Origin of the sequence: Flavobacterium sp. (assembly GCF_044357305.1) — a bacterium.
Taxonomy (GTDB): domain Bacteria; phylum Bacteroidota; class Bacteroidia; order Flavobacteriales; family Flavobacteriaceae; genus Flavobacterium.
Genome location: NZ_JBIKPS010000007.1, coordinates 1 through 26,604, shown reverse-complemented (window position 1 = coordinate 26,604; position 26,604 = coordinate 1). Strand labels below are relative to the sequence as shown.

Annotated in this window: 13 protein-coding genes; 11 read left to right on the top strand and 2 right to left on the bottom strand. The window is 34.2% G+C overall.

Annotated features, from left to right (window positions below):
* Nucleotides 1-11 precede the first annotated feature (11 nt).
* The 11 genes from ACIQ2J_RS06490 to ACIQ2J_RS06440 all read left to right on the top strand — a co-directional run bounded on the left by ACIQ2J_RS06490 (nucleotide 12) and on the right by ACIQ2J_RS06440 (nucleotide 19,877).
* Nucleotides 12-2,147 (top strand): alpha-galactosidase, encoded by a 2,136-nt coding sequence (locus ACIQ2J_RS06490; RefSeq protein WP_396167691.1) that lies wholly within the window; start codon nucleotides 12-14, stop codon nucleotides 2,145-2,147.
* Between the two features lie 3 nt (nucleotides 2,148-2,150).
* Entirely contained in the window at nucleotides 2,151-3,515 is a 1,365-nt protein-coding gene (locus ACIQ2J_RS06485) for a flavin monoamine oxidase family protein (RefSeq protein ID WP_396167688.1), read from the top strand.
* Between the two features lie 184 nt (nucleotides 3,516-3,699).
* A complete protein-coding gene (locus ACIQ2J_RS06480) occupies nucleotides 3,700-5,271 on the top strand; it encodes an arylsulfatase (RefSeq protein WP_396167686.1) in 1,572 nt (523 codons plus the stop codon).
* A 74-nt stretch (nucleotides 5,272-5,345) separates the two neighbouring features.
* Nucleotides 5,346-7,283, top strand: coding sequence for a beta-galactosidase (locus ACIQ2J_RS06475; RefSeq protein ID WP_396167683.1), 1,938 nt, complete (start codon nucleotides 5,346-5,348; stop codon nucleotides 7,281-7,283).
* Nucleotides 7,177-9,063 (top strand): hypothetical protein, encoded by a 1,887-nt coding sequence (locus tag ACIQ2J_RS06470; protein ID WP_396167942.1) that lies wholly within the window; start codon nucleotides 7,177-7,179, stop codon nucleotides 9,061-9,063. The genes ACIQ2J_RS06475 and ACIQ2J_RS06470 overlap by 107 nt, the downstream gene beginning before the upstream one ends.
* A 519-nt stretch (nucleotides 9,064-9,582) precedes the next feature.
* Nucleotides 9,583-11,433: a glycoside hydrolase family 36 protein gene (locus tag ACIQ2J_RS06465; protein WP_396167681.1), complete on the top strand. Its 1,851-nt coding sequence runs from the start codon at nucleotides 9,583-9,585 to the stop codon at nucleotides 11,431-11,433.
* Between the two features lie 69 nt (nucleotides 11,434-11,502).
* Nucleotides 11,503-13,500, top strand: a complete 1,998-nt coding sequence (locus ACIQ2J_RS06460; protein ID WP_396167679.1) for a T9SS type A sorting domain-containing protein — start codon at nucleotides 11,503-11,505, stop codon at nucleotides 13,498-13,500.
* 108 nt (nucleotides 13,501-13,608) lie between these two features.
* Nucleotides 13,609-13,947: a hypothetical protein gene (locus tag ACIQ2J_RS06455; RefSeq protein WP_396167676.1), complete on the top strand. Its 339-nt coding sequence runs from the start codon at nucleotides 13,609-13,611 to the stop codon at nucleotides 13,945-13,947.
* Between the two features lie 355 nt (nucleotides 13,948-14,302).
* The gene (locus ACIQ2J_RS06450) at nucleotides 14,303-17,380 is read left to right on the top strand and encodes a SusC/RagA family TonB-linked outer membrane protein (protein ID WP_396167673.1); all 3,078 of its coding nucleotides are present in this window, start codon (nucleotides 14,303-14,305) and stop codon (nucleotides 17,378-17,380) included.
* 11 nt (nucleotides 17,381-17,391) lie between these two features.
* The gene (locus ACIQ2J_RS06445; RefSeq protein WP_396167671.1) at nucleotides 17,392-19,128 is read left to right on the top strand and encodes a RagB/SusD family nutrient uptake outer membrane protein; all 1,737 of its coding nucleotides are present in this window, start codon (nucleotides 17,392-17,394) and stop codon (nucleotides 19,126-19,128) included.
* Between the two features lie 17 nt (nucleotides 19,129-19,145).
* On the top strand, nucleotides 19,146-19,877 hold the full coding sequence (locus tag ACIQ2J_RS06440; protein WP_396167669.1) for a DUF5017 domain-containing protein: 732 nt from the start codon (nucleotides 19,146-19,148) through the stop codon (nucleotides 19,875-19,877).
* Between the two features lie 346 nt (nucleotides 19,878-20,223).
* Here the strand turns inward: ACIQ2J_RS06440 and ACIQ2J_RS06435 are convergent, their stop codons facing one another.
* Both ACIQ2J_RS06435 and ACIQ2J_RS06430 read right to left on the bottom strand, forming a co-directional pair.
* A complete protein-coding gene (locus ACIQ2J_RS06435; protein ID WP_396167667.1) occupies nucleotides 20,224-24,342 on the bottom strand; it encodes a two-component regulator propeller domain-containing protein in 4,119 nt (1,372 codons plus the stop codon).
* 640 nt (nucleotides 24,343-24,982) lie between these two features.
* Nucleotides 24,983-26,604 (bottom strand): T9SS type A sorting domain-containing protein (locus ACIQ2J_RS06430; protein ID WP_396167663.1); only part of this gene is annotated, 1,622 nt, incomplete at its 5' end.

The window sequence follows — 26,604 nt, the reverse complement described above, 5'->3', positions numbered from 1 at the left end:
ATAATAAACAAATGAATAGATTAAAAATAGTTTTCAGTTTAGTTCTTGTGATGGTATTACCAAAGCTTCTAGCCCAACCCCTGATTAAATATTCCAATGGCAATCCAGAATACAGTATTCAATGGGACAAACAATTTGCACAGATTAATGCATTGGTACCTGAAATTGAAATCAACGATAAATGGGTTTCAGTTAAAGATTTTAAAAGTATCCGTTGGGAGAAAAAAGAAGGCACTCGATTGAGTGAAGTGAACAATTATAATGGCAAAGTCGACTATTTGTATCTTATTTGCGAGAACCATCCCATGATTTCCAATTTTACAATTGTATTCGAATTAATGGAAGGACGCCCCTATTTGGTAATGAACTCATCATTAAAAGCTTCGGAGAAATTCAAATTGGGCGGAATCAAATTGTTCAATTCTGCACAAGAAAATATTGTTTTGCCAGGCAATAGCAAAGATTGGATGGTTTTTACCGAAAGTGCCTCTGCCCCGCATACAGGGGGTCTTATGTACCCGTATCAATTGAATACAAAAAAGGCAAAAGAAGGAACATACTCTAAAGCGCATACCGGAGTTTGGTTGAGTATGTTGGTCAACGACAAAAAAAATTGTGCTTTTTCTTTTGCAAGCATAGCCAGTGAATTATGGCCTAATAATTTCAAATGGGAATTACCTGTTAAAGACGATTTCAATAAACTAAAAGTTTCTGCTCGAAGTGGTGCTATTTTCGAAAGAGAAAAAATTTGGGTTCCTGCTGGAAATACAATTACTACCGATGCTTTTTTGGTTGGCTATTGGGAAAAACAACGTCCTACAAATGTATTATTGGAAACTGGAAAAATTATGGGTGAAAATGTGCGAAAAGGAAAACCGATGCACTTTCCAGAAGCTGGGTGGAGTTCTTGGCATTCCTATGATCGAAAGATTACTGAAAAATCATTTTTAAGTTCTGCTGATTTTATAAATACCAATTTGAAAGAGTACGGTTGGAAAACCATTCAAATAGATGGCGGCTGGTGGACCGAACCAGGACTTTATAGGGTGAATGATGTCACTTTTCCTAATGGTATTCGATATCTGTCAGATTATGTAAATAAGTTGGGTCTTGACTTTGGTCTTCATGTAAGTCCTTTACGAACTAATCCTAAAGATCCAATTACTTCAAAACATCCTGATTGGATTTTGAAACCATCCTACAATAAAAAAATAGCAAAAGGAGATGATGAAATGGTGACAACTGTAGGAACAGTTTATGTTGATGGAAGCCACCCTGAAGTACCCGCTTTTTCGGCAGCAAGATACCAACAAATCGTGGAAGGCTACAGACCTTCGTTTATGAAATGGGACCACACTTATGGAGGTTTAGAAGAAGGTGTACGATTTGATTCCACCATGACTTTTATGCAGGCTCACAATAAAACGATTCGTGCCATTAGAAGATCTTTGCCTGATGATTTAATCGTGACACGCAGTATGGGTTATGTATTTGGTGCTCTAGAATGTTATGATGCCATCCGAATTGGTAACGACATCAATCACCCTGGCTATAAATCAGAAGCAGAACCCTATACCAACATCACCTATGGCAAAACCTTGGGAACTATTGAAGAGGAAAGAGTGGAAAAAGGCTTAATTCGATTCGCTCGTGCCGTGGCACAAAACTATTATATTCACAAAAACATAGCCATTGTAGATCCAGATGCTTTTTTTGTTTCTCCGCAATATACCATTGATGAAGCAAAATGTCACATGACTTTGGAAGCCATAATGGGTGGACTTTTCTTTTTTGGGGATAAAGTCGAATCATTACCTGCTGAACGATTGGAATTATTAAAAAATAGGGATATTATCGCAGTGAACAAACTTGGCGTTCATGCGGTTCCTCTCGATTTATTTTCGGGAGTAGACATTCCAACCATTTGGAAATTAGAAACAAAAGACCGTCTGATCATTACCATATTCAATTGGATGGATAAGGATGTTAGTAAAACATACAATCTAAAAACGGATTTCGAGTTGAATAATTCAAAATACAAATTGACGGAATTATGGACTAAAGAGAATTACAAAATCGAGTCCAATAAGTTAACATTGGATCAACCTGCTCATACTGTAAAAATAATTGAGTTTGTGAAAAAATAATTTATGGAAAGAAGAAAATTTGTTTTAGACACTTTAAAAACTATCCCGCTGATTTTAATCGCACCCAATTTATTTGCTTCTTATTGCAAAGATGATGACATTACAAATCCCAATGGGAAAACCGTCCTTATAATTGGGGCAGGAATATCAGGACTTGCAGCCGCAAAAAAATTAAAAGACAAAGGATTTACTGTAATTGTGTTGGAAGCGCAAGAAAAAATTGGAGGACGACTTCGGACAGACAGAAGTATGGGAATTGCTTTTGACGAAGGTGCTAGTTGGATTCATGGGCCAAATGGAAACCCCATAACAAAATTAGCTTCGCAAGCAGGTGCAAATACCTACCTAACAGATGATGATAATCTTGTGGTTTTTGACAACAACGGAACGGCCTATTCCGACGCTTTTCTAGATAGACAATATACCAAATTTGAAAACGCACTAAATGCAGTTAGACGTGCAGGGACAAAACGGCAGAGTTTTCAAACTATTTTTAACTCATTATATCCTACACAAGCCAACAATAGGCTATGGAAATATATGCTTTCTGCTTATTTGGAATTTGATACGGGAGGCGATATTTCAAAATTGTCTTCAAAATATTTTTATGATGATGAAGCATTTCCGGGAAAAGATGTAATTGTTACCAATGGCTTCGATAAAGTGGCAAATTTTTTAGGGCAAGGTTTGGATATTAGATTGAACAGTAGAGTTACAGAAATAAATTATAACGCAACAAAATCATTGGTGAAAGTAAACGAAAATTCAATTGAAGCAGATTATGTAATTGTTAGTGTGCCATTGGGAGTTTTGAAAAACAATAGCATTTCCTTTCAACCAAGTTTGCCAGCATCAAAATTATCTGCTATTCAAAACATCCAAATGGGTAATGTAAACAAGTTTTTATTTATTTGGGATACCCCTTTTTGGGACACCAATATACAATACATCGGCTATACGCCAGAAACAAAAGGCAAATTCAATTATTTAATGAATATGTCGAAGTTTTTGCCAACAACCAACGGCTTAATGACATTTGCTTTTGGTGATTACGCAACTGTTACCGAAACCATGACCGATGCCCAAATAAGTGGTGAAGTAATTGCTCAACTGAAAACCATTTATGGAAATAGCATACCTAATCCGACAAATATGTTACGAACGAAATGGGGGCAAAACATCAATACTTTCGGTGCTTATTCTTTTGCAACAAATGGAACTACAAGTGCCGATTTCGACACATTGTCTAATGAAATAAATAACAAAGTATTTTTTGCGGGCGAGCATACTGAAAGAGACTATCGAGGTACTGTACACGGAGCATATTTAAGCGGTATTAGAGAAGCGGATAAAATAATTGCATTATAAAAAATGACTGATAATAGTTAGGGTTTTTTATCAGACTGGCTGCAGTGCAAAATTCAACAATTGTAGATTTTAAAAACTTTTGTACATTAGCTAAGCATTGTATTTAAACCCTATTGAATGCAAGACCCAAAACGTTATAATAAAAGTATACAATATGAGTATTTTGACAAAAAAGTTGGCAGTTATGCTGGTATTATTTTCTTTACCAGCAGTAATAAATGCCCAGATTGAAAAAACAAAAATCACTAAACCTAACATCCTTATCATCTTGGCAGATGATTTGGGATATTCGGATATAGGCTGTTATGGAGGTGAGATTAAAACTCCAAATATAGACCGACTTGCCGCAAGAGGAGTAAAGTTTGCACAAATGTACAACACGGCGAAATGTTCGCCATCAAGAGCCTCTATGCTAACGGGTCTTTACTATCAGCGCACCAATGCTGATTATACTAATGCTGCAACTATAGGAGAGGTTTTAAGACCTGCAGGATACAATACTTTTTGGTCCGGAAAGCAACACGCAAAATTCAATCCCGTAACTCGTGGTTTTGATCGGTATTATGGTATGATAGGTGGTTGCGAAAACCATTTTAATCCTGGATTTTCGGCGGCTCCTGGCCAACCAGTCCCTGCTCATAAAATTGCTGGAAATAAATGGGCGTTAGACGATAAAAATAGTCCAGAAAATAGTAATTATATCCCTCAAGATTCAAAATTTTATGATACCGATGCCTTCACAGATCGTGCTTTGACTTGGCTAGAGCAATATAAAAATGACAACAAACCCTTTTTTCTTTATATGGCGTATACGGCACCGCACTGGCCTTTGCAAGCCTGGCCTGAAGATATCGCTAAATATAAAGGCATTTATGATAATGGCTATGAAGCAGTTCGTCAAGCACGATACAAACGTCAAATAAAACTGGGATTAATAGACCCAAAGATCGCTCCCCTACCACCGATGGAAATTGGTCAAACAAAACCCAAATGGGAAAGTCTTTCTCTTGAGGAACGAAAAAAAGAAGCCAAACTAATGGAAATTTATGCTGCAATGGTTGATCGCTTGGATCAAAATATTGGACGCTTACTTAAACAAATAGAAGCTCAAGGACAACTAGAAAACACTTTAGTCTTCTTTCTCTCCGATAATGGCGGTTGTGCGGTTGATCCAAAAGTGGATTATTTAGATGCCAATGCTCCTTTGGGTAGCGTGGCAAGTTATCCGAGCTACGGGCAAAATTGGGCAACGGTTAGCGACACGCCCTTGCGAAAATGGAAAACGACCAGTCACGAAGGAGGAATCAATACCCCGTTAATTGTTAATTGGCCGGCGGCTATAAAAGCAAGGAAAGACTGGAATCAAGAACCTGTTCATCTTATTGATATTATGCCTACGGTCTTAGCTGTTTCTGAAAGCAATTACCCGGGGGAATCTAAAGAAACTACTATTCCTGTTTCAGACGGCATCAGTTTATTGCCTGCTTTAAAAGGGGAGAAACTTGCGCGAAAAAGCCCTATTTTTTATCAATTTTCCAAAAGTGCTGCCGTTCGTGATGGAGAATGGAAACTCGTACGTTTAGGTCCTAATTGGGAATTATACAATATGAATAAGGATCGAACGGAAACCAATGATTTGATCGCGCAACATCCAAATATTGCCAAGAAAATGAAAATGCAGTGGTTGGCTTGGTGGAAAGATTGCACAAAAACAGAATGGACTGGGAAAGCCCCAAAAGAAGCCAAAGATGAGTAAATAAATCACTGTTTTATATTTTAAACCATTATTAAATTTAACAGTCTTAAATCGTAAATAATAAAATTTTAATTATGAATAAATATAGTTTAGAAAGCTTTAATAGTACAAAAAAAATTATCCTTATTGCCCTCATCGCTTTCTCTAACATAGCTGTAAGTCAGGTAGGGCCGCAACCTAGCTCTTTTGGTGTTTGGGATCGTGGAGAAGCAATGAATATAAAAGAGTATCCATTTTTAAAAGGGACTTCCTGCGATTTTTCCTGGGATGAAGTGGAGAAATCGCCTGGAGAATATGACTGGTCTATATTAGACAATGCTGTTGAAAGAGCCTATAAAGAAAAAATATCATTATATATTTCGTTTGCAGCAGGACCTAAAACACCCGAATGGGTTTATGAAAAAGGGGTGCCAAAAGTAATTACAAACGCTACTAAAAACCCAGGAGCATTTGATCATTATCCTTATTATCTATCTCCAGAATATAAAAAGTATTACCACCGTTTTCTAACAGAAGTAGCTAAACATATTAGTAGCTTTTCTAAAGAGAAAATAAGAGCTATTTCATTTATTCAAGTTAAAACTGGATGTACAGGAGATGAGTGTGCTTATAAAGGCGAACCTGTAGATGCAATTTATTCTTTACCTGTGAAAAGTGCAAAATGGAGAGAATTCCGTCTTGAAACCTTTGCCTTGCATGATCAATTGTTTGGTAAAAAATCAGGATTGAATATTAGTATGCTTCTCAACAATCTAGAACCTCAAAGTAAAGACGGTAAAAATAATTTTGTTCAAGAATGGGATTGGGCTACTAAAAACCTTAAAGATGGTTTTGGTATCAAAAATGGAGCACTTTCGAGAGGACATCATTTAAGCGGAGAAATTGATGCAGTGAATACTTTTTTGCCTTACCTAGTCGACCCAAAAGGGGTAACACTTTTTCGTCGTTCAGAAATGGACCAAACCTGGACGCGTCCTTGGTATCAACTAAATGTTCAACTCAACTTTTACTGGGGAGCAATCAATGCATTGAATGCGGGTCAAAGTGTTTGGGATGTCACAAGCGGCGCTTTGAAGGTTAGCAAGGAACAAGGCTTTGATTATTCTTTCTATTTTTTCAATAAGTATGCAGGGCAAATACACCCTGAAACAGCGACCGATGCTTTCTGTGCTTTGCATAAAGGTTTGAATGCAGCCGATACAAAGGCTTATTCAGAGGATACATATGGTAAAGCCACACATGGAAATATAGAGCGTATGGAAAAAATTACTGCCGAATATGCTAAGTATGGAGCGGCTAACGACGATAAAAATGCACTTAAAATGGGGCAAGTGAAACAACGTGGCAACCAAGTTGGTTTTAATGATGCGGGCTGGGAAATTTGGCCCGATAATTATTCCAGATTACTCTATCAAATTGAACCAGATGCTACTTCAATTCCATTATGGCGAGTGGGCGGACCTATCACGACTACCTCTTCTATTTATTCAAGGTTTGCTAGAGGATTCGAACACGCAACGGGAAAAGATGCAATGTACTTCAAACTTCATGAAGGTTTTTCTAAGGATAATAAACCTAAAGTAATGTCGATAACTGTGGTTTGGTATGATGCCACTGAAGGTTCTAAATGGAAACTAGATTACGATGCAGGAACCAAAACCATGAAGACAGCAATGACGGTAACCGGAAAAGGGGACAAAAAATGGCATCATGAAGTGATAACTATTAAAGATGCCGTTTTCAAAAATGGTGGAACAAAAGGGGCTGACTTTGTAGTATTGAATGCGGATGACAAAGATGATATATTTAGCCTTGTAGAAGTTCATCGCGGAGAACAAGAGCTCCCTTTATTAAGACCTCAAGAAGAGAATCGCGCTTTCAAAGGTAGTGCTAAAGGAACCAAATATGGAAAAGGCGAAAACGCTGTTGAGGGAGATAAAGAGAAGAAAGGGAAAAGAGGGGATAAAGAGGAAAAAAGGGAGAAGAGAAAAAAAGATAAAAGAAATAAATAGCACTATGAAACGTGTAAGAATTAAAAAATGGGCTTCTTTCTTATTGTTTATATTAGTATTATCTCAATTGACATTTTCTCAAAAAAAGGGAAATGAAAAAAAAGATTTCGAGCGCCCACAGTGGGCGGGATTCTTTACTAATTGCAAGAATGAAAGAATTGATACAGAGCGATTTCCTTTCATTAAAGGGGCTGCTGATAGAGTTAAGTGGGCTGATATTGAGACAAGCCCAGAGGTGTATGACTGGTCGAAAATGGATTCTCAAATCCATAATGCCTTAAAGGGTAAGTATTATTACTATTTCGTCTTATGGACTGGTCCTCACTCACCAGAATGGATTTATGAACAAGGGGTTCCCAAAGTGGTTGTGAATGGAGGAAAGGGCAAAGAATATTTTCCCTATTACCTCAATCAAAATTACATCAATTACTTTCATCGTTTTATCGGCAAGCTGGCGGATCACATCGCCTCACTTCCTGAGAAGGAGCGAAACGTCTTTGCGTTTATACAGCCGGCTTTTGGTTCAACGGGGGACAGGCAGCTCTACAAGGGCATTCCAAAAGATCCGAAATACAAAATCAACGCCCAAGAGTATCTCGAGTTTTGCAGCGGAGCAACGAAACGGTTCTACGAAGCCTTCGATAAGCCAGAACTCAAACATATCCGATTCCTTTTTAATGTGGACGATGAGAGCAATCCTGCAGTGCTAAAAGGTGCTAAGAGTGCAAAAATGGGCGAAATACTTTACGCAAATTGGCTTCGCCAAAACTACCCGATTGAGCTCCGAAAACAGCAATTTACCATTGCCATTGGTTATCAAGCCAATGGTGAAATAAAGCAGGATAACGAGCTTCGTCCCACTTTTTACGGGCTAAACGGAAGGCAGCCTGAGTTTGTGCGCGGCGAGTTTTCTAAATTCGGGCAGGGCGGAATATTTCAAGAAAATCTGGTTTGGAATTATTACTGGACTGCCATTTCCACTGTGGATAGAGGGCTTGATCTTTGGGAGGTTGATTATAACACGGTAAAAACGGGCAAATACGATGAAGGGTTCGCCTTCGCCAGTCGCTATTCCTATTACAAGCAACCGCAGACTAGCCCGTATGCCTTTATCGCCCTTCGTGATGTGCTCGATAGTGCCGATACTATTCGCTTTCCTGAGGGAAATTATGGGAAGGCTGTACAGAGCAACGCAGAGCGGGTGAATAAAATTGAAGCGGAATTCAATAAATACGGGGCAATAGTCGGTGATATGCATGCAGCTACTTCCCTCTCAGGATCCAATTATCTCTATGAAGCCAAGGCGATGAACGATGTAGGATTTGAGCTCATTGCCAGAAATTATAGCCGATTTATTACGCAGATCGACCCGAATGAAACCAGTCTCGGGTTATGGCGGGTTGGCCCAACGAATCAGCCCTATGGCCGATATGCGCGGGGGTTTGAAAATTCAAATGGACGTAACCGGATGTGTTTTGATCTGGATGACAATTTTTTATCTACGAAAGCTAAGGAGCCAATCACTTTGAAAATCATCTATTTGGATAAGGGTAGCGGAAATTTTTCTGTTCGTTATGATTCTTCATCCAATCCGGACAAAATCGCAGTTACCATCTCCAAAGCCAACAGTGGCAGATGGGTGAGCAAAAGTATCGTCATCGCCGATGGGGCGTTTGCCAATAAAGGTCCCCGAAATAGCGATTTCTCTTTGGTTAATGAGGATAATGAGGACGACGTTTTTCATATGATTGAAATTATGAAGAGCAACCCGAAAAATTAATTTTCACAAAGATGTCTTGTACCGAAATAGGGTTACACAAAAGACCCATATGGTTTTGATTTTTCATGCTTAAATTAGAGTTTATAAATATCTAAAAGGGATAACCAATAATCCTATTATAACAATACAAAAATTACAAAGAGGCTGTATCAATTTTATTTTGAACAGTCTCTTTTTAAGTTAGTAAAAATCTATTTTGAATATTATTTTTTCAATAACTATTTCATGATTTGTATTATAATAACCAAAAAATAGTATCGTTTTTTGATTTATTTAATTGCCTCAATCTATAAATGAAACAAATCTATATTACAAATGAGACTATTTGCATCTATATAAAAAGAAGTCCTACAGTAAATTTGTATCCAAGATCCAGGAGGTTAGAAAATTTATGTTTAATAATAATTACAAAATCAGATTAGAATTTTTAATCCAGTCTTGATTTGTAAAATGAAACAAAACTGTCTTTCAATCAGATTTGTTAAAAGCTAAAACTAAAATACATATTCATTAAATAAAATGACAAAGAAAATTAAAATAATAGTTACAACACTTTCAATAGTATTTTTAAACGTTTTAATGTCTTTTGCCGGAACAAATCAGCAATGGAAAGAGATTAGAGTTGATGTTAAGGCTAACGGAACGTTATCTACTACCAATAGTCTAAAAAAAATTGAGAATGGCTTTCAGCAGTTGTCGATAACAATATCTAACAAAGGAAATAAACCAGTTACAATTGAAACAATCTCTGTAACTATTCCGATAGAGGCACAGTTGTCTGACAACTTGGACATGGTTTATGGAGGTAGTTGTATGGGGCGCACGCCTTTGCTTAAACAGAAGATAGGCAGTCAAACAAATCGTAGTTCGAGTAACATGTATGAGATGTTACGATTATCAGACGGTCAATATTTATTTGCAGGTGCAACTTCTTGGAGAATATTTATGCCAAATTTCACATTAAAACAAGGTGCTTTCGAAGTATGGTCTGATGGAGAAGGCAAACAACTAAAACCAGGGCAGACCATAGAATACGAACAAATCGTCCTTAAACGTGCTAACAATTGGCTTGAATTACTGGATCAATTTGGAACGGCGATTGCTGCCGAAAATAAAATTACCAAGCTAAAACCCGCCGATTTCAAAGGATGGGCAACTTGGGATTATTATGGTAGAGTATTCACACCAAAAGATATTTATGGTAATATGGACCAATTGAATCAATTGGCTCCCGAAGTTAATATGATTCAAATTGATGGCGGATGGTGGACTGAAAGAGGAGATTATAAAACTTTGAACCCAGCTCTTTTACCTGGAGGTATCAAAGAGATTGTTAGCCGGATTACAGCCGAAGGAAAAACTCCAGGAATACATTTTGATGGGTTTAGAGGTGATGAAGCTTCTGAAATTTATAAAACGCATCCCGAGTACTTCCTTCACGATCAGGATGGGAATTTGGTTGTCGAAGAGAATGAAAAAGCAGACAAAGTCATGCATTATATTTACTTCGATTACTCCCATCCAGGAGCAAGGGCACATATCGCAGATTGCATAAAAAACATGAAGGATAATTGGGGAATTCGTTATTTCAAGGTGGATTTTATGCGCTACGGCCTCGAGAATGATACCAAACTTAAAAACAAACATGTTAAAAGTTTCAAAGCCTACGATACTACAATCACAGGAGTAGAACGTTTTCGTTTAGGGATGAAAACCATGCGGGAAGCCATGGGAGATGACATCTATTTCTTAGGCTGTTCTGCTGTTTTTGGTCCAACTATTGGGTTTGTAGACGGTATGCGAACTGGTGGCGACATCAATCCCATCTACCAAGCTTTTCCTGAGCGTTGTTTGGGTAATCTAAGCAACTTTTACCTAAGTGGTAAAGTTTTCAATGGAGATGCTGATTACCTCGTTTTCCGCGAAGCCATAGACGAAGACGCAACAGTGTCTAAAGAAGATGTAAAACACGGACATAGTATGACGATGAATGAAGCTCAAATGTGGGCCGATTTTAATAAACTATACGGTACTGCCCGTTTGCAAAGTGATAATTTAATGACACTTCGCCCAGAACGTAAAGCATTAGTGAAAGAAGTTTTTGAGTTTCCAGCAATGGAAGAGACTGTTCCTTTAGATTTTTGGAAACATGGTACTAACAAGCAGGATGGGTTCGAGTTAATAATTGCCCGAAAGGATAAGGACATTTACCTTGGTGTTTTCAATTGGGGTGATAAACCTAAAGAATATGAATTGAAAGCTTTTGGAAAAACAAACCCCGTGCTTTTAGAAGGTCGTCATTCTCAAATCATAAAATACGAAGGAAAGAAATCATTTGATGAACTATGCGAGAACATGAAATCATTATAAGATGCTGGTGTTAAGTAAGTAGAAGCGTTTGCAAGGTCAAAAAATAGGTTGACTCATAATTAAACATAAATGAAAAAAAAAGTTAAAAACTATTTAATTAATATATTTATATTCTGGACGCTTTCTGTACATACTCAAAGTACCATTTTACCGGTTAATTCCTATGGCGTTTGGGACAGATCAAATGCTTATGACATTTCAGTTAATACGGATTACAACTATTTGAAAGGAATAAGTGCCGATGTGAACTGGGAAGATGTACAATCAAATAACTCCATTCAATACGATTGGTCTGAAATTCAAACTATATTACAAACAGCCTACACCAACAATCAGATGGTTAATATAAGCGTTGGAGTTGGCCCTGATGCACCTGTTTGGATATATACCAATGGTGTTCCTAGTGTGATTACTAATGATACACAACATCCAAATTGGACAAAATATCCGTATTATTTAGATGCCGACTACAAAACGTATTATTTCAATATGATAAGCAATTTTGGTAATTTCTTACGAACACTACCAGCAAATCTATTCAATCATATTGCATATGTTCAAGTAAAAACTGGATGTACAGGTGATGAAGTTGCCTATAAGGGAACACCTCTTAATTCCTCTTATACTATTTCCAATAATCAATGGCGTGCATTTCGCCTAGAAGTATTCGAGAAATTTAGATTAGCATTCAACACAGGTAATAGTAGCACTCAGATTGGGCTTCTTTTTAATAATATTGATCCTGTTGACGAACCCTCAGAGTGGCAATGGGTAAATAATAATGTTACCTATGGATTTGGAATAAAAGGCGGAGCGTATGCTAGAGGGCACCATCTTTCAGACGAATTAGATTTTAAAACTACTTGGACTCCTTATCTAATTAATCCGCTAGGATTACATTTGTTTTCTGCTGCCGAAATGGATCAAACTTGGACTAAACCATTGTACCAAATTAATGTTCCATTAGGGTTTTATTGGGGTGCATTAGGCGGGCTTAATACAGGTCTTTCCGTTTGGCTCGTTACCCAAAGTGCTTTGCAAGAAGCACAATCAAGACCAGAATTACATGATGTTTTTAAGATGTTTAATAAATATTCCAAACAAGTATATCCTAGTACGGCAGATGCTGCCTATTCCATTTTTCATGAAGGATTAAATTCTCAAAATACTATTAAATTTCCAGTTAATATCTATGGTCAAGCCAATCAGCAAAATCAGTCACGATATACTGCTATTTGCAATGCCTATTCAAGCCGTGGTGCTCGAATGGATGATGTTTCTGCGGCTACTCAAGGACAAGTTTATCAGCGTGATCAACAAACAGGTTATAACGATGCTGGATGGAATATTGAAGAAGGAAATTACGAGAGATGGATAACACAAATAAATCCAGATTTAACATCAATTGGTCTTTTCAGGGTAAGAGGAAATATCAATTCAAATTCATCTAAATATGATCGTTTTGCACGATCTTTTCAAAATAGTAGTGGCAAAAATACAATGTATTTTAAATTTCATTCTGATGTTTTTTTACTTTCAGCTCCTGCCAATTTAACATTTAAAATTACGTGGCTAGACAAAAATCAAAATTCGACTTGGGCACTAAAATATTATAATTCAACTGGCTTACAGACTGCCTTAAATATAACTGGTATTGGTGACAATCAATGGAAAACAACAAATGTAACGCTACAAAATCCAATAATTAACCAAAATGGCGTTTTAGGTTCTGATTTTATGTTGGTTAATACCGATAACATTGATGATATCTTTCATGGTATTGAGGTAGATATTACACGAGCAAATACCTTAAATTCAATAGATTATAATTCAGATAACTATGAAAAATTACTTTATCCAAACCCAACATCGTCAATTCTTTATTGGAATAAAGATATTACAGTAGATGAAATTATTGTTTATAATTCAAAAGGGCAAGTAGTTTTAAACGTCAATAAACCTGAAAACAATTCATTTAGCTTACTAAATTTAGAGAAAGGGATTTATATTATTGAATTTCTTAAAGAGAAAAAAAGAGTATTAACCAAGAAAATAATAAAAGAATAACAGCTGCTATACTTAAAAACAATGTAATGGCTTTTTAATTTATAAAAGCATTAAACCTTTTTATGTATTGAAAGTCTAAAAAGTTTTAACTTCAAAACAAATATAAAAATGAAAAAATTAATTTTAGTAGCTTTATTGGCTGCGGGTTTGAATGGGTTTGCTCAAGAAGCAGATAAAAAAGGAGGTGCTGATAAAATGTTGCAAAAAATGACAACAGAATTATCTTTAACAGCTGATCAACAAGCAGTATTAAGGCCGATTATTGAAGAACAAGTGGCATTGAAAAAAGACAGCAAAGAAAGTCCAGATCATGCTGAAGCTAACAAGGTAAAGGTAAAAGAACTTAATAAAAAAATTAAAGAAATATTAACACCTGCACAGTTAGAAATTCAAAAAGCCAACAGAGAGAAAGCTAAAGCTGAAGAAAAAAATGAAGGTAAAGAATAAAACCAAACTTTTAATGTCAATAAAAACTTCCGAATTTCCGGAAGTTTTTTTTTGGAGTAAAGTCAATTATTCAATAACTATTTTGCAGTAGATATAATTGTATTTTGATTTTTATACAAGCAGTTATACAATTCGAATAACTCCCGAACTTTGTAAATTGAGACAAATTGACACTATAAAAGAGACTTTTTGGACTAGCATAAATCTTCTTAGTAGCTTATTTTTGACCCTACAATTAATTATTTATTAAGATTAAAATTTAATTTTCCTCCTTATAAAATTTTATTTTTTTTAAGATATTTATATTTATTCGTAAAATTGTAAAACAAATCAACTTATTAATTAACTCTAACAAATGAAATTTAAATTAGTAACAATTATTTTTTTAACATTTTCTATATCGCTATTCGCTCAGACGACGATAGAAGGAGTTGTTAATGATGTTAAGGGATTGCCTTTGCCTGGGGTTAATGTGATTATAAAAGGAACTAAAAACGGGGTTTCAACTGATTTTGATGGCGTTTTTAAAATAAAGGCAAAAATTGGTGATGTCTTAATTATTTCAAGTTTAGGTTTTGATAAAAAAGAAGTCAAAATAAAAGGAAATTCTATTAATATTGTTCTTGGAGAATTAACTGAAGTTTTGAATGAAGTTGTAGTAATTGGGTATGGTACTGTCAAGAAAAAGGATTTAACTGGAGCTGTTTCATCTGTAAGAGCAACAAGTATTGAGAAAGGGGATCCAATAGATCTTCAAACGGCTTTATCAGGTCGTGTTGCTGGTCTTCAAATAACACAAAATGATAATGGTTTAGGATCGGGTGTAAAGGCAATTATTCGCGGTGGAAGTTCTCTTACCAGTGGCAATCAGCCCTTATATGTTATTGATGGCTTTCCAATTGTTCCAGATGAAAATGCTTCGTCAAATCCATTATCGGATATAGACCCCGGCCAAATCAAGTCTATCGAAGTTTTAAAAGATGCATCTGCAACAGCTATCTACGGTGCTAGGGGGTCGAATGGAGTAATTATTATTACAACAAAACTAGGAAAGGAAGGAAAACCAGTCATAACTGCATCATTAAGCACCGGTACATCATTTGCAACAAGATTTCCAAGGGTACTTACTGATTCAGAGTTTTTAGATTATCGTATAATTACAGATAAAGTAAATTATTTGAATGGAACCACAGATAACTTGAGTACCTATTGGCAAGATAAAAAAGACACTAATGCGCAAGGGGTAGACTGGGCCAAAGAGGCGACTCAACTAGCTTCAACAAGGAGAATCGATTATAGTATTGGTGGTGGAAGTAAAGATGGATTAAATTATCAAATTTCAGGAAATCATTTAAATCAAGAAGGTGTAGTTATTGAGACTAATTTTAAAAGATATAATTTAAATTCGAACATAGTTCAATCTATTGGGAAAAATACTAGAATTGGAACTAATATTAAATTAGCATTTACCAAAAACATCGGAAGAAGTCTTGATAAAGATGCCGATGGTGTTTTTAAAAAGGTTTTTTCAACCAATCCTTTTCAGCCTATTAATTATCAACTTGGAGATATTGACATTGATTCAGAGACAAACTCTGGAGATAATGAAAATGTTATTACGTATCTTAAAGAAGTGGATAATGAAACTCAAAGTACTAGGATAATTGGAAACGTTTTTTACGAAACAAAAGTGGCTAATAATTTGACTTTTTATACTAGCTATGGATTTAATCGAGGGTATATCAATAACCAGGTGTTTTTACCTTCAACTGTATTGAAAGGATTAAAGGAAAATGGAATAGCGGAATTTGAAAAAATTGAAACTTTAAATCAAGTATTTGAATCTAGATTCAATTATAAGAAAGTATTTGATAAGCACAATATTAATGCTACAGCAGTTGGAGAATTTTCAGATAATCGAAAAAGTATATTTACTAGTGGAGCAACAGGTTTTAGTAATCAAACGAATGGTTTTAATGATTTGTCAAGCGCAGTTTTACCTACTTTTCCTTTAAACAATATAGCTAAAGAAAACTTAGTATCTTTTTTGGGTAGAGTGTCGTACGGGTATAATAATAAATACCTTTTAACTACTTCCATTAGAGCGGATGGTTCATCAAAATTTGGTAAAGATAATAAATGGGGTTATTTCCCTTCTGTTGCATTAGGTTGGACATTGTCAGAGGAATCATTTATCCGAAAATTGAATATTTTTGATAACTTCAAGTTGAGAGCATCCTATGGAGTAACTGGTAATAACCAGATACCAGCTTATAGCTCGTTAAATTTATTAGAGTCTGGAAATTATGTTTTTAATGATGTGTTTTATTCTGGAGTAGTACCGCTTCATGTATCTAATCCTGACTTGAAATGGGAAACTACTGCACAATACAATTTAGGTATTGATTTAGGTTTTTTTAAAAATCGTTTAACCATTACTGCCGAAGCCTATTCTAAAACAACAACCGATTTATTGTTAGACGTTCAATTGCCTTTATCCTCAGGTTATGAAACTGCTTTAAAAAATATTGGGTCTTTTAGCAATAAAGGGTTTGAATTAACAATTAATTCAATCAATATTGATAATAGTGTTTTTAAATGGAGGTCTGATTTTACTTTTTCTTTTAATAGAAATAAGGTGCTAGATTTAGGAGATAAGTTTGAATTTTATTTTGATGCTAATATTTTTCCTAGTAAATTCATGAATGAAATATTAATTCGTGTAGGACAGTCAACAGGTATTTATTATGGATACATTGAAGATCAAATTATTAATAATCAAACAGAAGCGGCAAATAGCCCTATACAAGTTGGTGTTGGAATTCCAGATATTAATAATAACGGACAAGTAAAGATTTATGACGTCAACGGAGATGGTTTAATCAATAGTTATGACAAAGTGCCAATAGCGAATACAAATCCAGATTTTATAGGAGGATTGAACAATGAATTCACGTATAAAAATTTTGACTTTAGTTTCTTTTTACGCTTTTCCTATGGTAACGATGTAATAAATGGAAATATTGGAAATTTAGATAAGGGAAGTATTAATAATTGGAACACATTAAAATCTATGTCCGATAATTCTTATAGTGCAGCATATAATCCAACTGGCACCTTTCATGGCGAAAATACAAATGGAGTTTATTCTTCTTTATTTAGAAGTGCTTACGTGGAAGACGGCTCTTTTTTAAAGTGTGACTTTATCACATTAGGTTATGCAATGCCTAAATCGGTTGTTGAAAGTTTAAAAGTCAATAAATTTAGACTGTTTGCCAGAATAAATAATCCGTTTATGATTACTAGATATTCTTGGTTTGATCCAGAAGTTAATTCAATAGGAGGAACAGCAGGTAGAGTTGGAGGTGGTGTAGATCTTGGTAGTTATCCACGCAGCACTACCATAACATTGGGCCTTTCTCTTAATTTTTAAAATAAAATGAAATGAAAAATAAAATCAAATATTTATATCTTATTGTATTGGCTTCAGGTTTTGTAGCCTGTAGTGACTTATTAGAAGAAGTTCCAGTTTCTCAACCATTAGCTGAAAATTCATTTGAAACAGAAGCCAATGCCATAGCTGCAATTGTAGGTGTATATAGTTCGTTGCATCTAGAAGGAGTATATGGAAAGAGTCAAAGTCTTTTTTCTACAGATGAACATAACGCAGGATCAAAAGTGCCGCTTTCAGGACTAAACTTATACTCTTTCACTGCAGATAATATTGAAGTAATTTTGCCTATTTGGAGAGATCATTATAAGGGAATAAATCGAGCTAATCTAGCAATATCTAAAATTCCAAGTATTGATATGGATGTTGCTAAAAGAAATAATTTAGTGGCCGAAGCAAAATTTATTAGGGCATTATTGTACTTTAATTTGATTCGCTATTTTGGGGATGTGCCTTATAGAGATATAGAAACGACTTCATTTAATGATCTCAATATTACTAGAACTCCTGTAGCTACTATATATGAAAATATAATTGAAGATCTTGAATATGGCGTGGATCATTTAAAAGTAAAAACAGCCTTTTTAGCAGGACATGCTACACAAGATGCCGCTAAAACTTTATTAGCGAGCGTCTATCTTACAAGAGGTAGTATGGCTAGAAGGGATAATACTGGTAATAGTCTTCCCGATTTTGCTTTGGCGGCTAGTTATTCTAAAGAGGTAATAGATTCAAATAGATATCAGTTGTGTCCTTATTTTCCAGATGCATTTATAGTGGAAAATAAAAATAATGCTGAAATTGTTTTTGATGTACAATTTAAATCACCTGGATTAGGGGTAGGAAATACAATTGGTATTAATATGGGTATTCCTTCAGATGCATCAGGGGTAGATAATTTGATCTCTGGTGGCTCACAAGGTGCTATAAGAGCGAATCCGTACCACCAATATTATTATGAAAAAGCAGATAGCGTTCGATTGCAATGGACAGATGCGAGAATTAAAATAGTTTCCGCTACCGGTAAGTTTACAAGATTGAGTGCGATAGATAAAGAACCTGTAGCAGCTGCAAAATTTAGGCGTTATCCTGTTCGTAGTCCTAATTTCGTGCTTCAAACAAGTGATTATGATGTCAACTGGCCAATATTTAGGTATGCAGAAGTTTTGTTAATTTATGCAGAGGCTATAAACGAAACTAGTGGCCCAACACAACCGGCTATAGACGCTTTAAACCAACTTAGAAGTAGGGCTAGAAATGTTAATGGACAAGGAGTTCACGCTGATGTTTTACCACGTAACTTGACACTTCAAAAATCTACTGGTTTAGTTGATTTGACTCTTAGTAACCCTTTGGTTTCATCTCAAGCAGCTTTTAGAGATTATATCTTCTATGAGCGAAGTAGAGAGTTAAGTGCTGAAGGAAAAAGATGGTTTGATTTAGTTCGTTGGGGTTCCCTAAAGACTACTTTACGAAATATGGTTACTAAAATGAGTGCGAAGTCATTAGAAGCGCCTGTAGTTCAATGGCCTCCTTTGCCTTCAATTACACAGCCGGCTCCAACTACACAAAATAAATGGACTAATTATTGGGCAGGAGGTAATGGACAAATTTTCGAATGGAATAAAATTACTTCCAATGTTCAAGATTTTCATATGTTACTTCCAATACCAAATAATGAGAGAATGGCAAATCCATCTATAGGACCTAATAATCCTGGATACAATTAATTAAAGAAATATATAATATGAAAACCAAATATTCAATAAGTATTTTAGTGCTTTTAACGATTTTGTTTTGTTTCACTTCCTGTGAGAAAGATGACATAGATACCTGGGTAAGTATAGAAGCTGATAAAACTACAGTAGCTATTAATGAAACTGTAACATTTAAAATGTCAGGTAATGCCGAAACCTATGTGGTTTATACCGGTGACACTGGACACGATTTTACAAAAAGTTATTTAGTAATTACTGGAGGAAGAAAAGTTGATCAAGAGGATTATGTGCTAACACAAGCTAAGTTAGACACTTGGACCCCTATTTTGACTGCTGAAATTGCAACTTATAATATTTTAAATCCCAATTCACCACTTAATGCCAATGCTATAATTGCTGGCTTAGTGAGTTTAGTGGACAAATCGTATTATAAAGATACTGCAGCAATTAGAATTAGAGAGTTAATGCCAACACTTAAAACTTTTAATGAATGCCAAAACCTAGTTGGTACTTATTTCACTAATTTAAGTGTATTATTAACTCCTGTGGGGGGATTTTCTACTGGTGTAGCTATAAACAGATATAATTTGAATTATTCCTATAAATTTTCTACTCCTGGAACCTATGTAGTAACTTTATTAGGTACAAGAGTAGGCGATAAAATTTATTCGGGTTCTGGTTATATTTATAATAGCACTGCATCGGCTAGTGAATATAATTATGAAAGAAATACAAGCACGGTAACGATTGTCGTGCAATAATATATATCCATGATTTTATTGAAAATTTAACTCTTAAACCTGTCAATAGACAGGTTTATTTGTTTTAAAAAATGAATTTAATCAATACATATAATGTGTTATATTCTATAAATAGATTAATTCTGAAACATTAAATTATTGAACAAGTATAACATCCTGAACTCTAATTATTAAAATAGGGAATCAATTTTGTAGGGAATCAATTGTCAAAGATTGTAGATTATCATATAATTGGATGTCAGAACCTAAAAGTTATTTTGTTCCAATTTTACACCAATCAGTATCGTATAAAAGCTAAGTGTTTTTTTGCCTTTTGCTTATTATGCATAAAAGTTAATTAATTACTTTAGTCCTTCAATTTGTTTTTTAAAATATATTCTGAAGGCGACATTTTGCAATGGGATTTGAACCACTTAGAAAAATACTGTGGATTAGAATGACCTATGGAATAAGCAACTTCAGAAATATTTAGATCTGATTCTAGTAAAAGTGCAGTAGCTTTTTTCAATCGCACCGAATCTATAAACTCTTTACCAGTAGTACCTGTTATTATCTTAACTTTTCTAAAAAAGGTGGAACGACTCATTGAAAATTCATCCGCTATATTGATTATATTCAAATTATCCACTTCTATATTATCATTAACATACTTTAATAGTTTTTCAATAAATTCCTTGTCTTTACTATTTGTGGTTAAGTCACCAGCATCCTCATATTTATTATTCAAAAATAGGTTTTTAACTTTATTTCTGGATTCTATTAGGTTTTTGATGGTTAGGTTTAAAATTTTAATATTAAATGGTTTTGGAACAAAGTAATCTGCCCCAGAATTTACTCCTTCAAATTGAGTGTTCATATCGCCCTGAGACGTTAAAAGAATTATTGGGATATGCGAAGTTTTTATATCATTCTTAAGAATCTTACATAGTTCTAGACCATTAATTATAGGCATAACCACGTCACTGATAATTATATCAGGCTGCAATTCATTTGCCATTTTAACTCCTATTTCCCCATTTTCTGCGGTATATATATTGTAATTGCCCGAAAAGTAATCGGCCATATTTTCAATCAAATCTATATTGTCATCTACATATAAAATTGTTGGTTTTTCAGCATTGAATTCAATATTTTTAGCAACTAATTCATCATTAACAACTTCATCGTTTTCATCAAAATCAGTAGTACTGAGAGTTCTAGGCATATCATTATCCCAAAGGATTCTATCTGATTTTTCTTCATTAGAATATGTGTTTTCATCCAAAGGTAAATTCAAAGTAAAAGTAGTTCCAATATTCATTTCACTTGTGACTGAAATAGTTCCTTTATGAAGTTCAACCATTGATTTTGTCAAAGACAAACCTATTCCAAATCCATTAACATAGCGGTCCATATTTCCTCCATGATGGTAGAATCTATTGAATATTTTAGAAATATAATTAGGGTCAATTCCTGAGCCATTATCGATGACTTTAATTATTAAAAATCCTTTATCCGCAGAAGGGAATGCTTTAATAATAATTCTACCCCCATTACTGGTATGTTTAATGGCATTGGAAACTAAATTATACATTATTTTTCCAAGAGCATTTTTATCAAACCAAATAAATAATTCAGGTTCAAAAGATTCAATTGAGATTTTAATTTCTTTAGATTTAGCCAAAGACTTGAAAATAACTTTGATATTTTTTAAAAACGAAATCATTTCATTTTTCTGAACTTTTAGTTGGTAATTACCCGTTTCCATTTTGTGAATCGCCAATAATTCATTGGTCAATTCCAAAAGATTATTTACTTGTTTATCAATAGTTAATGCTTCTTTTTCTTGTTTTGGATTAAGCTTAAAATTAGAAATCAATTTTTCAATTGAACATAAAATTAGGGTTAGTGGCGTTCTGATTTCATGAGAAATGTTGATAAAGAATTCCAATTTAGATTTATTGATTCTCTCCATCTGCTCCTGATATTGTTTTTCTAATTGCTCTTTATTTTTTTTGTCAAGTCGTTTTTTTGTAATTGATGAAATTAATTTAATTAAAAAATAAAGTACTATTAAATAGAGACAAAATGCCGGAAATGTTAGCCAAAATAATGGTTTAATTACTATAGATAATGAGGTAAATTCTGATTCCCATTTCCCATCTTCATTAGATACTTTCATTTTAAATGTATAATTTCCTGGTGGTAAATTTTTATAATTCACCTCATGAGTATTAGCTGATGCGATTAACCAATTTTCATCAAATCCTTCCAAAATATAGGAATATTTACAATTTTTTTGATTGTAGTAATTGGGAGATAAAAAGTTGATTTTTAAATTATTTTCGAAATGACGTAGTTTGAGGCTAGAAGAATCATTCTTTGGTCTTCTATCATTTACATTTATACCATTTATAATTATGTCACTAATATTTACAGGTTCGTTGTAATTGACCTGTTTTGTTTTATTGGGAGAAAAAGAAGAAATACCATCAATACCACCGAAATATAGTAATCCGTTGGAATCGGAATAGCAGGAATGTTCTGTAAATTCATAGTTTTGAATACCATCGTTTATGTCATAAATTGTTGTCTTATATGCTTGATTTAATTTAACCAAACCTCTGTTAGTACCTATCCATATATTTTCTTGCTTGTCGGTTTCGATTGATTGTATTAAATTACTAGGAAGTCCTTCTCGAATAGTGATTTTTTTAATTTTTGAAGCAACTCCGTCTTTATTTAACTTAATTTGAAACAACCCGTTTTTTGTACCCACCCAAGAATTATTTTTGTTATCCAAAAGTATGTCACATATATAGTCATTATTATCCAGACTATTTAGGTTTTGATTATAATGGGAAAAGTTATTTATAGTAAAATCATTATTTAATTTGGCTACAACGAGTCCTTTTGTTTGAGTTCCAATCCATAAAAAATTGTGTGCGGGATCATATTTAACAATACGGACGAAATTTATAGAATTTAAAGAAGATGGGGTCAAATTTTTGTAGGTGACAAGATTCATTAATTCAAAATCATTCGTTAATGTAAAACTCATGAGATTATTGTCAGTTCCTAGCCAGTAATGATTTTTGACATGCGCAATTGAAAAAACAATGGGATTGGTCTTATTGTTCGTATTTAGTTTTTTAGTGATATAATTATTTTTTTCAAAAGTGACTAGATATAAACCGTCAGAGGCGCCTACTAGAATGTGTTTATTATCGATTTTAGATAATGCGAAAATCGACTTCCCATTCAGTATTGACTTCACTATTAATTGATTTGTAGTATCATAAATAAAAAGCCCTTCAAATAAAGTACCTACCCACAAATTACCATTTTCATCTTTAATAATTGATCGGGTATTACTTACTATTGAGTTGTTTTTATAATCTTTAATCTGATAGTTTTTAAATTTTAGTCCAGAGTTATTTTGAAAAAACACACCGTTACCTAATGATCCAATCCACAGGGTTTTATCTCGAGAAATAAAAATACTTTTAATTTTTCTAGTAGGTAAATCAATTGCGGTAATAGTTGAAGAGGTAAAATCATTATTTCTGAGAGCTTCTTTATTTATTTTAATAGCCCCGTCGGCTCGGGATGTCACAATAAGATTGTTTTGATGATCTTGAAGGATATTTGCTATTCTGGAAAAATTGACGGTCGAATCCTTTTTTGGATAAATTTTGGTTACTAAATAGTTTCCTTTATCTCCTTTTAAATGAAATAATCCCTTGTTTTGAGTACCTATCCAGATATTAGAAAAGTTATCTTGAAAAAAGGCAGATATAGTAACATCCGCTGAGGGTTCTATGCGAATTTTAGTTAAAATAATTAATTTATTGCTACTGATTTTAGTTAAAATAACTTGGTTTTTATTAGTTAGCCAATAATTTCCATTTTTATCTTTTTCATGAATTTTTAAAGATTCAAGGTCTAAACTAGCAGAAATTTTATATCGAATACTCTTTTCGCAAATTGATTTTGTGTTTTCGTCAGTAAAAAGTTCTTTTCCCGAACTGATACTCCAAAGTCCATTTTGACTGGTGAACATAATTTTACCATCAATCAATTTAATAGATTGTATATGTTGACCAAAAACACTGTTTTTAGGATTGTATTTTTTTAAATTGTATAATTTATGTGTAATGGGATTATAAACAGTAAGGCCTTGTTCTGTAGCAATCCAAATATTACCAGCAAAATCCTGTGTAATTGAATTTATAGTATTGTCTGAAAGCTCGTTGAATGAATTTCCTGCATAAAACGTTTTAATATTGATGCCATCATAACGATTCAGTCCATAGTGAGTACCAAACCACATATACCCATCTCTATCTTGAAATATGGAAGTTATGCCATTTTGCGACAAACCTTTTTTGTTGTCTATGTTTTTAAAATTAACAATATTAGGCTGTATACCGTATGAATGGATGCAAAAAAATAATGAAATTAGTAGTATAAAAATTCTAAGCATTTTAGGTTATTTATTGATAATAATGAGAACAAGGGGTCTTAAAGAAAGAAATATTTATTAAATAATTAGTTTAACACTTTAATAATCAATTATTTAAAGCTCATCTTACGCGCATTTAAATAAATGATTAATCCGCTAAAAGCTATAAAATTAACCCGTTGGGTGTAATTAGTTTTCATTGCTAATTGGCAGCAATTTGTCACACTGAGCTTGTCGAAGTGTCCTTTTTTTTTTAAGTCTTCGACAAGCTCAGACGGACATTTGAATTCAAATTGACTATAAATTGTAATCGAAATGAGTCATTATTGACAGATTTCATTAATTGCACCCAACGGGTTAAAATTAACAAAAATCTACTCAATAATCTGCGTAAGATTTGAAAAAGATTTAAAATTATGCTTGCCCAAAAAAATCACAAAATTAAGACAGGTAAAAATAACCTCATACCAATTGTAATTTTAAAATGGTCTAATCTATTTTGAAATTTTCAATGGTTAATAACGACAATAAATTTAATACAATCTATTAGAATGTTATACTGCTAATGGAATAAAACCACCAAAAAGAAGTGGCAAGCAAAATAAAAAGAGGCTGTCCTTTCGGACAGCCTCTTTTACAAAAAACGATTATTATGAAATTTTTAATTCTTAATTACTCGTAGTGTTTTAACATTGGCGCCATTGTTTACAATTACATTGTAAATTCCAGATTCGTAGTTTCTACCTACTTCAACTGAATCAGAGTTCACTTGAAGGTTTTCAATCAAACGTCCTGCCATATCATACACCTGCACTCCTGTTGCTCCTTTGCTTGATGATTGAACATCAAGTGTGAATACATCTGAAGATGGATTTGGATAGGCTATAACATTGAACTCCTCAGTTGAGGCTACCAATCTTACAATGCTAGTTAAGCTAGAACAAGTAGCTTGTTTTGTCAATGCAAGTGCTTTAGTTGTTAAGCAGGGTCCAAAAGCATTAGCTGATCTGATAACTAAACTTTTATCAGTTGTAGAAAATGCCGCAGTTCCGTTATAAATAACTTTAAAAGTCAAGTCAGAAGTAGTTAATATATTATTAGTAGAACTAGTGCTAGTAGCACTTGAAACACCATTCGTAGAACTAACCACAGATCCTGCTGGAGCAGTAATTATATAACTAGTTGCACCTACAGGAGCAGTAATGGTATAACTAAATCCTTCTGATCTATTACAAACTGAAAGTGAACCACTAACTGCTGCAACCACAACAGGAAGTCCTCCAGTAACGGCTAGCAATTTATCCGTTCTTGTAATATTAGTTCCTGTATTAGCAGTTATTGACGAACCAATACTGTTTACCGCTTTTACTCCAAAGTAAATCAATCCTGCAACTGGTGTAGTACCATTAAACTTGACATAGATAAACGGATCAGTACTAGTTGATGTATTATCAGCTGTAAAACCACCTAAGTCACTTACTCTAGTAACACAAGATGGTAATTCCCATGAATAAGTATTTGCCAAAACTGAAGCAGCTGCAATCAATTTTAATGTTGCGCTTGAACCAACATATTTACTTACAATTGCAACAGCAGTAGTAGGTGTAGCAGAAGCTAAATCATTCAACACTAAAGTTGCTGGAGCAGCCGGAACAACAGTAACTAGTTTTAACAACTTAGCGGTAGAAGCGGTAGCTGGAATAACAGTTGAAGCTGAATTATTAGTTACAGAAGAACCAACACCATTTACTGCTGTTACACCAAAGTATATCGATCCAGCAGCTGGATTAGTTCCATTAAACTTAACATAGATAAACGGATCAGTACTAGTTGATGTATTATCAGCTGTCGAACCACCTAAATCAGTTACTCTAGTCACACAAGATGGGATTTCCCAAGCGTATGAAATGGCTAAAGCAGATGTAGCTGCAAGTAATTTAACCGTTGCTCCTTGTCCGATCATTTTACTAATCACTGTTATAGCAGTAGTACTTAATCCATTGTTCATTGCCAAAGAGGCTGGTGCAGCAGGAACTACCGTAGCCAATTTTAACAACTTAGCAGTAGATTCCAAGCCAATGTTAGCAGTTACAGAAGAACCAACACCGTTTACTGCTTTAACACCTAAGTATATAAATCCAGCAGCTGGATTAGTACCATTAAACTTAACATAGATAAACGGATCAGTACTAGTTGATGTATTATCAGCTGTCGAACCACCTAAATCAGTTACTCTAGTCACACAAGATGGGATTTCCCAAGCGTATGAAATGGCTAAAGCAG